This is a genomic window from Pseudomonas sp. GW822-FHT02G04 (genome assembly GCF_058802085.1).
The window spans coordinates 53,076-65,496 of the sequence record NZ_JBXANU010000004.1 but is presented as its reverse complement, the minus strand read 5'-3'; the positions used below and the strand labels follow the sequence as shown (position 1 = coordinate 65,496).

The following is a 12,421-nucleotide window of genomic DNA, read 5'->3' as shown; positions in this document are numbered from 1 at the left end:
GCATCCGTAGGAGCTGCCGAAGGCTGCGATCTTTTGATTTTGGTGTCAGACGAATTGCAGAAGATCAAAAGATCGCAGCCTGCGGCAGCTCCTACTCAGAGCTGCACCCGCCGCAGCCTGCCGCTCAACGGGACGACGGTGTTGTCTGGCATGGGCAGTGGCCGGCCGGTCAAACCCATGCCTTCGCTCACCAGTACCGCATCCTCCAGCAGACACAGGTTGGAAGGGGTATCCAGGTCGCGGGCGAGCACCACGACCTGGGCGGTTTGCAGGTTGCAGCTCAGCAGTCGCCCGGTGAAACGGGTGAAGCCGCCGTGCAGCGGTTCGCCGTTCCAGTCCGGTGGCAAGGGTTGCTGCAGGCGGTCGCAGAGCTCCAGCACCAACACGTTGCCCTTCGGACACAGCGCCAGTCCGGTGGGCAGTTGCAAGCCGCGAATCAGGGTTTCGATCTGCCCGCTGTCAGGCCAGACCCGAATCACCCGGCCTGCCTTATCGGCAAAGTCGATGCCCTTGCGCGTCGGGTCGCCCTGCAACTCTCCGGAAAACAGACTGATCAGCACGGCGTCGGTCGCCGGTTCGTACACCAGGGTCACCGGGACGGCTTCCTGGCCCTGGTCCAGTTCGGGCAACTGGGCCAGCACACGTTCGTCCTGTCCGCTGGTGAATTCCACCAACTGATTGGTATCGGGTTTGACCGCCAGCCAACTGCGGCGGGTCGGGTGGTAACACAGCGCATTCAGATTGCCGCGACTGTGAAACACCGGTTCGGGCGGCGTGTATTGCAGGTCCAGCAGCTTGGAACCCTCGACGTAATCGGTCTGGCTGACCAGACAGCGCCCGTCACCGCAGGCGATGTCCGACAGCCCCATGATTTCATCGCGCAGCATGCACGCCTGCATGTTCATGGCGCGAAAACCTTGCGCCAGTGTCTCGCGGGACAGGTAGGCGCCGGGGCTGTGCGGATCCGGCCGCAGTCGACTGATCCGGCCGCTGAAGGTCTGCTCCGGCAGGCCTGAGCCGGCTTCGGTCAGCAGCAGGCTGCCATCGGTCTGCACACCAATGCCCCGAGGGTTCAATAGACCTTCGGCAATGATCGTACTCGGGCGCAAGTTTTCGCTGGGCCGCGCCGGGATATTAATGGGAATGGGCATAGGGCTCTCTCCATGAATAAGGGATGGATGCGGTTACTGCGGCGGTTGCCACGGTTCACCGGTGAGATAAGCCCGCAGCAGCGCCCGCTGGCAGGGCGACATCGAGCGCACCACGGGCATGAACAGGGTGGTGCCTTTGTACGCATCCGAAGTTCGGGCGAGGATCGGGTTCTTGGCGCCCATGACCGCGTCGGGCTGATTGAGCGGGATGTAGCGCGACATGGCGGGGAAGGCCAGGTAGTGAAAGCGCAGGACATTGGGGTACATCAGTTCCCAAGTGATGTTGGTGCCCGCGGGGATGCCGAAGTCGGTCTGTGCGTATTTGCGAAAACTGGTGAAGTAGCCACTGCTGGGAAGCCCGTTGGCGATGCAGGTCAGGGCGACAAAACCCGCCTGGGCGGCAGAACCCGTTTTGACATTGACCGGGAAACTGATTGCGAGCTGGCCGGGGTTGACGGTCAGCGATGCAGGAAAATCGAGGAAGTCCCAATATTGCGGTTCATCGTACACGGCAGGAGCAGCAGCCTGCAGGTCGATTTCGGTGACGCTGGGAACAGGACCGCCCAGGTACCTGACCTGCAAGGTGATCGACAGGCCATTGGGGTAGTCCTCCAGATACACGTTGCGCTGATCGGCGTACACCCGATAAGTCGATTCGGTGGCTTGCAACGTGGTACCGGCGACCTTGCCGGGCGCGTTGATCGCCAAGGCGGTGGTCTGCACTGCCTGTAGCTGGTTGGCGGTCAGGGGCAGGTCGACGATGCCGCCATACACGTAGTAGTCGAATAAAAAGCGGTTGGTCGGGTCCAGGGTGGCCAGTGTGGTGGTGCCTGCGGTGATGGTGACGGGGCCGTAGTTCGCGTTGGGTCCGATAGGGCTGGTGATATCGTCCCTGACGGCCCTGAAGGTTTCCTTCGGAATGACATTCACCATGTCGATGCTCAGGTAACCGTTGCCGCCCAGGTCGGCATAGCCGGCATTCCCCGTACTCTGGTTGACCAGTTGCCGGCCCGGCTGGCAGATCAGCGGCTCGTCGGCGAAGGCCGGGGCCAGTGTGCCGATGACCCGGCCGGTGCTCGGGTTGGGGGTGTATTTGCCGGCGGCATAATCGGCGTCCAGTTGTTCGGTGGTCATCGTGGGGCACATTTCGAACATGACGAAACGCAGGACAATGCCGGTCGCACCCGGTGCCTGGATGATCGAGCGCAGGCCACTGCTGTTCTGGTTCCAGCTGACGATGCTGCTCAAAGGGAAGGTCAGTTGAAATGTACCGCTGGCGTGGAAAGATCCCGGCGCATCCATTTTCGCGGGCAACAGCACACGTCCCGCCACGTCGAAACTGCTGCACACGGTATTACTGCGAATCAGCAACTGGATGTCGCTGTTACCGCCAATTTGCAGACCGCCGACGAAAATCTGGGTGGTCGTTGAGGAGGTCGGGTCCAGGTCCACCATCATCGGGCCGGAGACGGGGCCTTGTCCGGTCACCGGGTCCACCGAGCCGAGCAGATAAACCGGCTGGTCAACCATGTCGCCGGTGGTGCTGATGCTGCCCGGATTACCCTGGGAACTGATCAAGGCGTTCTGCATGTCGACGACATGCTGCCCATAGTGATTCCAGCCGCCGGCGGTGTAGTAGTCGCCGTCGGGCGCGTTGATCATATTGTTCAGCTGATCGTCGGTGTAAGACTCGGCGCTCGGTGCCAGGGTCGAGGTGGTCAGGTCGAAGAGCGGCCATTCATCATTGCCGTCGTAAGGAATGGTGGGGGAGTTGTTCGGCAGGCTGACGTCTGTGCGGATGCCGCCCCAGAAATTCAGTCGTGGTCCATTGAGAATGCTCATGATCTATTCCTCGTCCTTGGTGGTTTTGCCGACAGGCGCATTGGCGAATTTGAACAGGTAAGAGAAATCGGCCTTGTAGGGGCTCTTGACCGGTGTCGCCATCGAGTGGCAATTCATGCAGCTGCTGTTGGGCTGGATGTAGCTCTCCATGGTCACGTTGGCCGAGAGCGACGGGGTCGGCTGGCCCAGTGGGTTGCTGGGGTTGTCCGGCATCAGCGGGCGTTGGGTGGTGATGAGCTGGTAGTACTTCAACACGCTTTTTTGCACGTCCGGATCGGTGCGGTAATTGGTGTTCACCCCGTTGGTGATCTCGGCAATCGGGGTGACCCGGTTCAGCGGGTTCGGGGTCTGGAACGTGGTGCCGGGCTTGGGCACGCAGACCAGTTGTCCGCCCTGAGTCTGCCAGTCGCATGGCGACTGGTTGAGGCTGACGAGGGGCGCGGCGGGGTTGAAGTAGGAGTAGGTCGTGCCGGGTGTCGGCTGATCGACCCACGCACCGTTTACCAGTTCCTTGGGCGGAACGTTGTCGATCTGCTCGAAGGTCGACCAGATCCACTGCGGATAGCCGTTGACCTTGGTGATGATGTGCAAGCCCACCAGGCCCAGGTAGGCCTCGGTGACACCGGTGCGCTGGCCCTGGTCGTTGAACGTGGCCACGCGCGCCAGCATGGTCAGGTAGTGGCTGGCATTGTCGCTGGTGGTGAGGATGCGCCAGCTCGACTTGACCTCGATGACCCCATTGGGGAAGTTGATGTTGTTGGCTTTGGAAACGACATTGGCGTTATAGAAGTTGTTGTTGACGATGTAGTCGTAGGACGTCTCGTTGGCCGAGATGTCGTAGTAGGTCGGGTTACCCGCCTGGTCGATCAGCCAGCCGCCGACGGCCTGGTCGACGGCATTCACCTGAGTGCTGTTCTTCAGCGCGGCGATGTTGATGATGCCCAGGCTTTTGGCGGTCTGCGGGGTATTCCACGGGCCAGGGTTGGCGCCCCTCGGCAGAAAGATTTCCTCCACGGTCTTGTAGGTTTGCCAAACGGTGTAGCCGGGATCCCCAAGCTGTTTGGCGCAGTCGGGATCACCTCGTTGCCCGTCCTGTGCGGGCCAGTTCAAGGCGATGAACATCTGCCAGCTGTATTGATCGAACTTGTCCTGACTGGCCGTGGCGACCGGCGCGGTGCTGGGGGGCTGGCAACTCAGGTTACTGGCCTGCGTCGACGGCATGGCCTGTTCTCGAGCCAGGGCCTGCTCCGGGGCCAGCCCCGGCAGACTGGCCAGGCCCACTAACATCGCGGTGAGACGGAATGTGGTTTTCATGGCGATCCTTCGTCGTTGTTCAGGGTTTGCGCTGCATGAGCTTGTTCCACTGCGCCTTTTGGCCGTTGCTCTGTGACGCCGGTGGCTCGAACAATTGGCAGGGCGGCGGATTCGCCGGGCACATGGCGGCCACTTGCGCCCAGGTCTGGGCCGGGTCCGGTTTGGCGATGCGGAAGTTGGTGTAGTTCTGGCTGACGATGGGCGCATTGGCGACGCTGGTGTCACCGGAGAAGAAGAACGACTGGGGATGCCGGTAGGGCGGTTGTCCCGATGGTTTTTTGTAAAAGGCATAGCCGAACAGGATCGGACCTTGCGGCGAATCGAGGTCCAGCGCGTAGGCCTGCACGCTGCCATTAAGGTTTTTGCTGCGCTCGGCGCTGTAGGGCAGGTGCTGGATGAAGTCTTGCCGTGGCGGATGATTCATCGGTGAAAACATGCAACAGGCCGGCATGTCTTTGGGGCGGTCTTGCGGGTAAGTCAGGAAGTACGCCTTGTTGCCCAGGGACACGAACGAGCAGGTGTAGTTGTTGTTCTTGATCGGGAAAATCGGCAAACAGTATTTCTCGTAGTGCTCCATCATCGCGCCAAAACCGTCGCCATCCGGCGGGATGTAGGCGGTGTCGTAATAGCTGGTCCCGCGAGAAACGGTGTAGTCCGCTGGGGTCAGGGTGGTGGGTGGATTGCTGTAGGGCGGCGGGTTTTTTTCGTAGTTGTGCATCACCCGGTACATGGTCCAGTCGCTGATCCAGAACGCCGGGAAAAACGGATCGGAAGGCTCACCCGGTGCTCGTGTGGCGATGCAATTGCCGTTCTGTTCATTGCACCCCTCGGTGTTGTGCACCCCCATGGTGAAGTACACGGCACCGCTGTCCGCCTGGGCGAATAGAGTCGGGATGAGCAGCAGGGTCAGCAGCAACAGCCGGTTCAAAATGCTGGCTTTCATATGACACTCCTGTGAAGTGCCGGGTGACAGGCTCGTCACCCGGTGGTCCTGTTTGAGCATTGTTGTTTCAGTACTGCCCGTAGTCGCTCATGCTGAGTTTTTTGGGTGGGTAATTCTGTTTCACCAGCGCGTGCGCCCAGAGCTCCAATACGGCGCGCCGACTCTGCGACATGTCACGGGTAATGGGCATCGCGAGCGTGCTTTCATCCTGGTAATCCTTGCTGATCAGCAAAATCAGCTGGTCGATGGCGCCTTCAACGCGTGCCCGGGAGTTGAGCGGCATGAACTTGTTCATGATGGGGTACAGGTAATAGAAGGTCTGAAAGATTTTTGGGTAGAGGAATTTGTCCCATAGCTCCGTTGCGGCGTTCGTATCCTTGTAGATGGAATTCCACTTGTCGATGAAGTCTTGTTGCAGCTGCGGATCCAGTGGCAGGACGCGTATCGGGGCGAGGAAATCGGTGTAGGCCTCGGTGAAGCTGAAGCTGAAGGGAATGGCCGGGTCCTTGCCATCTTCCTGCACGAAAAACCGCAATGTGGGGAAGCCCGGGGCCTGAGCGCTGATGCCCAGCCGGGCAATGCCGCTGGCGTCGGTGGTGATCTGTGCAACGGTGTAGCTTACGGTGCTGTTTTGCGCGTCGTGCAGCGTCCCGGTCTTGGAGACGGCTGCATCGAGTGTCAGGCAAGGACGCAAATCGACCGCAACCGGTTTCCCCGGGCCATGCAGGAATTGCTGATAACCGACTGGTGTGCCACTCGGCTGATGCACGTTCTTCAGGGCGGTAAGCCGCCGCCCACTGCCTGTGGCCAGGTAGTTTGATACCGAGGGCGCGTCATTGAATTGCGGCAGATTGGCCTGGTTCAGATTACGGTCTGTCGGGTCGTCATAGAACAGCGTGAAATCGGCCTGGTTACTGAATGCCAGAAAGTAGTCGCTGGTGGTTACCATGTAGGGGTTGTTGTACTCCGCCACCCACAGCGTGGTGTCGGCCGCTGGCTGGCCATCCTTCTGCACCATGATTTGCAGCGTCTTGTGATCACCCACGTCGATGAAACTGCCGCTTTCTATCACTTCGGCGGTCCACCTCTGTTGGCTGGAGACGATCTGGGGCTGCTGCGTGCCCTGTAGTTGCAGTTCCAGAGGGCCTGATTGCAGTATTGCCTTGGCCGTATCGTCGAGTTCGAAATCCAGCAGGCCGGAGCGTTTGTCGAAGGCTGCTTGTCGATACTGCTCGAAGCCGAAGTTGATCACCGGAGTGAACTGTTTATCCTTGCGCACGCCCAGTAGATAGTTGCCGGCCTGGAATTTTTCGGCGGTAAGGATATCGGCGGCGGGGTCCACCGGATAAAACGGAAAAGTATTGGTTAGATCCAGCGACAGGGTGTTGTCGGTAATCTGGGTCGACATCACGCCCAGGGTGATTTCGGCGGCCTCGACATTCTGGTTTGTTTCATAAACAGGTACGGCGCTAGCGGGCACCAGGCGGCGGCCGGCGGGCGCGGTAGGGTATTCGTCGGCGAACCAGAGGCCCAGGGTCGCTGCGGTGCGACTGTAAGCAGGGTTGAAGAAAATTTCGGAGACGTTGTCCAGGCCCAGCTGATACATATCGTGCACACGTGTCGTGTCCGGGGTTGCATTGGAGCGGGTATTGATGTGCTTGAAGTCGTTGAAAATACCGTTTCTGTCGTAACAGGTCAGGTAAGTGGAGAACCTGAACATCAGCCCTTGGGCGCCTTGCTGCGTCATCTGCTGCTGAAGGTTACTCAACAGGACCGAGTCGCCGACGACCCATTCCAGATTTTCCCGGGGAAAACAGGTTTGCCAGGTGGTGGTGACGTACGCCAGGCCACCCAAGGACGCCCAATTGAAATTCAGGAAACGGTCCATCATCCGGTGTCGGCGATTGAGGGTCAGGCCGCATTTGTCATCACCCAGCACCAGCTTGTCGAAATACAACGCCGTGAAGGTGTTTTGCCACGGGCTGATATCCACGAAGCGCGCGGCAGTAGGGTCTTTGCTGCCAAGGGGGTTGCCAAGTAATTGGTAGTTCTTGCCGACCAGTGCATCCTGGGCGATGTAGGTGTTGGCCTGCAGCTCACCACCAATAACCTGCGAGCGGATATCCACCTTCTTTTGGACATCTGTGTAGGTCACCGTGCCGCAGGCATTGTCGCCAAACAGATCCCACTCGGCGGGCATGTACGGGTAGTGTTTCGGGTCGGCGTTGGTCGGCACCTGCAGCACATAAGACGGGACATTCTCCATCTTCAGAGCCGTGATGAGCCAGGGCATCAGCGTGCAGGGGGCGTTGTCGCTCGTGATGTCGTACTGCTTCACAAACGGCCAGTTAATATCCATGTTGACCGCGTCATACAGTGGAAACTGATCGTTGTTGTTGGCCGTCGGCGGGTTCCAGAATATATGGCCGTTGAGGTAGATGCGGGGGAAATTCAATACGCTCATGTCATGCTCCTTAGCGTTGCCACTGGGCGCGCTTCAGCGACCAGACAAAATCCAGTTTGTTGTAACCGACGAAGGCCGAGTCCGGCAGCGGGGAGGTGGGGTAGACGATGCCACCACTCCCGTCCTTCAGCGCGAAATTGAAGTAACCCTTTGTGCTCGAATAAGCGGCCGTGCCATGACAGGCCTGGCAGTCCGACGTCTTCTGGAAGGCCGATTCCAGCTGGGAGTTGGCCAGTATCTGGGTGTTGGGCTGGACAACCCCGATCAGTTCGTACTTCGCCAGGGCGGGATAAGCGGCCTGAAAGCTGGTATTGACTGGTTTGGCGGCCGGCGTCGGCCCCGTGGTGTTGGTCATCGGAGCGGACGATGGGGCGTTGGTTACGGTGTACTTGCTGTTGTTGACGTTTTCGAAAGTAGCCCAGACCCAGTTGGTGTTCAGTTTGTTGACGACGTGCAAGCCGCTCAATGCTGCATAACCGACCTTGTACTTACCGTCTTGCAGGTAATAGGCCTGGGCGATGTAGTAACCGTCGTTTTCCAGTTTCTGTTTGTAGGTCGTATCGGAGCCGACCCACAGCCAGGCGGATTTCAACTCCCAGGCAATGGGCGGAAACTCCAGATTGCTGGTCAGGGCGGCCTGGCCGTTCATGTTGTAGACCTGCTTCTGCACGATGTAATCGAAAGTGCCCTGGCCCATCAGCAGCTGAAAGCGCACGGGACTGCCTTTTTCTGCCGGGGGCACCGCACCGCCCATTTGCAGAATGAGGCCATCGACCTGTTGGATGGCATTGAGGTTATGGATGGTCCGGGACATATCCATTCCTAGCGCCTTGGCCTGCGTCAGCACGTCGTCCGGGGGCGGAGCGGCCGTGCCATAGGAGGCGGGCTTGGCGCCATTGGCCAGGTAGACCTGGTCGGAGGGCTTCATGGATTCCCACTCGCGGTTGGGGCTCCCCGCAGCGGCGGGCTGGTTCAGGCAGACGAACCAGTTCCAGGCCATGGTCTCGGGACTCTGGGCAAACGCGGCCCGGGTCTTGTCGACGTTTCCTCCAAACTGCAGGAAGTTGCTGCAGTCAAAGGTGTTTGTGCTCTGAGCCTGAGCCAAACCGGCCAGGGTACTCAGAACTGTTATAGAAATGGCTCGCCGCATGGAAGCTCCTTGGCATTGGCCGGGTCGGTGTGTGAGTGCCCCAGGAAGTGTTCCAGGAGCAGTTGCTTCACTGCCGTGGCCGCAAGACGCTGCGGCAACGGCAGATCGCAATTGGTGATGAGCAGCGGGCCGGTGTTCTCGCTGTCGGGCAGGCGGCCATGGCTGCCGCGGACCAGGCGGGTGTCCAGCGGAATCAGGTCCATGTAGTAGCGAAAGCCGAGCTTTTTCTGCAGCAGGCGGCGCGCCACTTTCAGTTTGGGGAAGCGAATGGCCGGGTCGATGAACAGTTCCAGCGGGTCGTAGCCGGGCTTGCGATGGATGTCCACGGTGCGGGCAAAGTCGGGTGCCTTGCGATCGTCGAACCAGTAGTAGTAATCGAACCAGTAACCCGGCGCAGCCACGGTCACCAGCTCGCCGCTGCGCGGATGATCCAGTTGCCAGGTTCGTTGTTCGGCTTTATCCAGCACCTGCTCGATGCCGGGCTGGCGCTGCAACAGCGCTTTGACGCGAGGAATGTCTTGCGCCTGCTTCACGTAGACATGTGCGATCTGATGATCGGCCACGGCAAAGGCCGCACTGGCGCCGGGGTCGAGCAACTCCCAGGTCAGCGATTGGCGCACCTGCAACAAGCCTTCCGAGCGCAGCAATCGGTTGATCGATACGGATTGCTGTACCGCTTCGATCCCGTATTCGGACAACAGCATCACCGCCGCGCCTTGCTCCTGGGCAAAGGTCAGCAGGCGACCCACTTCATGGTCGATGGCCCGCACCTCGTCGGCAATCGACGGATGATCGGGGCCCAGTCGCTGCAGGCAGTAGTCGAGATGTGGCAAGTAGACCAACTGCAGGTCAGGTCGATCGAGCTGGAATTCGGCGATGGCGCAGTCGACGATCCAGCGGCTCGACGCGATGCCGGCCGCCGGGCCCCAGAAACCCGGAAACGGGAATTCGCCGATCTGCTGCTCGATACGCTCATGCAACGAGGCCGGCGACGAATACAAGCCGAACATCTTGCGGCCATCGGCCGGGTAGTGCGGGCGTGGGGTGATGGCGGCGTCCACGTCCGCATACATGTTGTACCACCAGAACAACTGGCTGCAGCGAAAACCGGGGAGCTCACGCTTGAGCGCCTGCCAGACCTTTTCTCCCTGGATCAGTGCGTTGGGTTGCAGCCAGAAACGCACTTCGGCCTGGTCGCGAAAATACCAGCCATTGCCGACGATGCCGTGCTCCGACGGCGACAGACCGGTGAGAATCGAGGCCTGCACCGTCGACGTGACGGCCGGAAACACCGGTTGCAGGCTGGCCATTTTTGCCGTTTTCAACAGGGCATTGATGTGCGGTGTCGCCGGCCCCAGCAGCGCCGGTGTCAGCCCGACCACGTTGATCAGCAGCAACGGTTGACGCTCGTGATCAGAGGGCATCGGCGTACGCCTCCCGCACTTGGGGTTGCAGCAATTGACGCTGGCGCAATTGGTCTTCGACCCAATGCAGCTCCGCGGCGATTCCCTGCAGTTGAGCGTGCTCGGTGTTGGGCCGCAGTTGCGCGGGCAGGACGCCCCAACTGTAGGTTTCCACTTCCAGCACGGGACGAAAATCCCGATGGTCTGCGAGAAAGTCGAAGGTCTGCGACAGGGCGATCTGGCTGCCGCTGAGCTCAGGCAGCAGCAAGTGTTCGCTGAACAACGGAATGTGGAAATGAATCCGCAGTTCGGGGTATTGCCCCAGGTTGTTGGCGCAATCGTCGAGGGCTGCGGGAAGGTCGGCCCAGCCCGATAACCGCGCCCGCGCATCGCGGGCTTTGACTTGGTGCAGGTAAGTGGTTTCGGCGAAGTCGCTCAAGGTCTTGAGCACGTGTTCGCGCCGGTTGTGGTCTTCAGCGGGCAGGCGACAAATCAGCGCGTTGGACAGCTGAATCTTGCCGACCGGCACCCGAGCCTGACGCAGCTTTTCCAGCGACTGATAGCAGTGTTCGAAAACCACGGCCTGATGGCAGACATCAAAACACAGCGCCAGATAGTCATGGTGCGGGTCGCTGGCTTGGTAGCGGTGGAAGAAGGCGATCGCCTGGTCGGTGTTTTCCAGCACGCAGTCCGGCTCCATCTCCAGGCAGAACACGATCTTCTTGCCGGTCTCCCGATGCAGGCTGGCCAGCGCAGCGGTGAGCTGGCGCAGCAGATGTTCGGCTTGCTGCTGCAACTGCGGGCTCCAACTGGCGGCATAGCCGAGCGGCACGGTGGAAATCACCCCCTGGCGACAGTCCGGCGGCAGCGCATCGGCGAGGATCCGCGCCAGATTCAGGCTGTACGCCAGCCGTTCCGGCTCGGCCCAACTGGGCAAATAAACCTCGGCTTTCACCGCGCCCTGATGAAATTGGCCATAGGGAAAGCCGTTCAGCGAAGTCAGCCGCAGCCCGCTGCGTTGCAGCAGGCTGAGGAAGTCCGCGCGAGCCGACGGCTGTTGTAATTCGGCTGCGGCGAGGGCGCTGATCCACAGCCCACTGTCTTGCTCGTTCAGGCCGCGCAGGGTGCGCACACCCTGAAAATGCTGTTCGATGGATGACCGTAGCCCCGCCAGGTCACGGGTCGGGTGCACATTGCTGCAATAACCGACCTGCGCGGCAGCCCAACCCGTGCCGGCACTCATTTGATCACCGGTTCCTGGCCACGCAGGGCAGAGTTTTCCTGCCACTGCCGACGCTGGTCGATGGGCAGCGGGGTGCTGACCAGGGATTTGTCCAGTTGGCCGCTTTGGGCAAAAAAGTCCACGGGATTGTGGAACAGCACCTGTTCGACCTGGGCTTTGCTGAAGCCGGCAGCCAGCATCGCTTCGCCCGTTTTCGGCACCTTGAGCGGGTCGCTGATGCCCCAGTCGGCGGCGCTGTTGACCACCATTTTCTCAGTGCCGTACTGCTGCAACAGGGCGACCATGCGCTGTTCCGACATCTTGGTGTTGGGGTAGATCGAATGGCCGCGCCAGCAGTCGCTGTCCAGCACCAGCGGCAGAGTCAGTTCGTTGAGGTGGTCGATGATCACCAGGTGCTCGGCAATCCCCACTTCGCGAATCACCGCCAGGGTGCGTTTGGTGCCACCGATCTTGTCGCGGTGCGGGGTGTGCACCAGCACCGGCAAATTGAATTGTTTGGCCAGTTCCAGCTGAGCGGCGAGGAAGCGATCCTCCTCGTGGGTGATATCGTCGTAGCCGATTTCGCCGACCGCCACGACGCCGTCTTTCACCAGGTAGCGCGGCAGAATCTCCAGCACTTCATTGGCAATCGACAGGTCATTGGCCTCCTTGGGGTTGAGGCCGATGGTGCAGAAGTGATGGATGCCGAACATGCTGGCGCGAAAGCGCTCCCAGCCTAGCAGGGTGTCGAAGTAGTCGATGAAACTGCCGACACTGGTCCTCGCCTGGCCCTGCCAGAAGGCCGGTTCGATCACCCCGGTGATGCCGGCGGCAGCCATGTTCTGGTAGTCATCGGTGGTGCGGCTGACCATATGAATATGCGGGTCGAAGTACTTGAGCATGGTAAATCCTCGTCAAGGAAAAGGAGTCGT

9 protein-coding genes are annotated in these 12,421 nt (G+C 60.2%); all 9 read right to left on the bottom strand.

The annotated features are described in order from the left end of the window. Positions 1-95: 95 nt before the first annotated feature. On the bottom strand, positions 96-1,151 hold the full coding sequence (locus tag AC1RO5_RS07195; RefSeq protein ID WP_493173962.1) for a hypothetical protein: 1,056 nt from the start codon (positions 1,149-1,151) through the stop codon (positions 96-98). 33 nt (positions 1,152-1,184) lie between these two features. Further along, positions 1,185-2,993, bottom strand: coding sequence for a hypothetical protein (locus AC1RO5_RS07190; RefSeq protein ID WP_493173960.1), 1,809 nt, complete (start codon positions 2,991-2,993; stop codon positions 1,185-1,187). 3 nt (positions 2,994-2,996) lie between these two features. After that, a complete protein-coding gene (locus tag AC1RO5_RS07185; RefSeq protein WP_493173958.1) occupies positions 2,997-4,307 on the bottom strand; it encodes a hypothetical protein in 1,311 nt (436 codons plus the stop codon). 19 nt (positions 4,308-4,326) lie between these two features. Further along, positions 4,327-5,250 carry a hypothetical protein gene (locus tag AC1RO5_RS07180; RefSeq protein ID WP_493173957.1) on the bottom strand — a complete coding sequence of 308 codons (924 nt, stop codon included), beginning with the start codon at positions 5,248-5,250 and terminating at the stop codon, positions 4,327-4,329. A gap of 67 nt (positions 5,251-5,317) precedes the next feature. Then, positions 5,318-7,714 (bottom strand): hypothetical protein, encoded by a 2,397-nt coding sequence (locus tag AC1RO5_RS07175; protein WP_493173956.1) that lies wholly within the window; start codon positions 7,712-7,714, stop codon positions 5,318-5,320. Between the two features lie 10 nt (positions 7,715-7,724). Further along, positions 7,725-8,864 carry a hypothetical protein gene (locus AC1RO5_RS07170; protein ID WP_493173955.1) on the bottom strand — a complete coding sequence of 380 codons (1,140 nt, stop codon included), beginning with the start codon at positions 8,862-8,864 and terminating at the stop codon, positions 7,725-7,727. Beyond that, the gene (locus AC1RO5_RS07165) at positions 8,843-10,288 is read right to left on the bottom strand and encodes an alkaline phosphatase family protein (protein ID WP_493173954.1); all 1,446 of its coding nucleotides are present in this window, start codon (positions 10,286-10,288) and stop codon (positions 8,843-8,845) included. Before AC1RO5_RS07165 ends, AC1RO5_RS07170 begins: the two co-directional genes overlap by 22 nt. After that, the gene (gene eboE, locus AC1RO5_RS07160) at positions 10,278-11,510 is read right to left on the bottom strand and encodes a metabolite traffic protein EboE (protein ID WP_493173953.1); all 1,233 of its coding nucleotides are present in this window, start codon (positions 11,508-11,510) and stop codon (positions 10,278-10,280) included. Before eboE ends, AC1RO5_RS07165 begins: the two co-directional genes overlap by 11 nt. Next, a complete protein-coding gene (locus AC1RO5_RS07155; RefSeq protein ID WP_493173951.1) occupies positions 11,507-12,391 on the bottom strand; it encodes a TatD family hydrolase in 885 nt (294 codons plus the stop codon). Before AC1RO5_RS07155 ends, eboE begins: the two co-directional genes overlap by 4 nt. Positions 12,392-12,421: the final 30 nt, after the last annotated feature.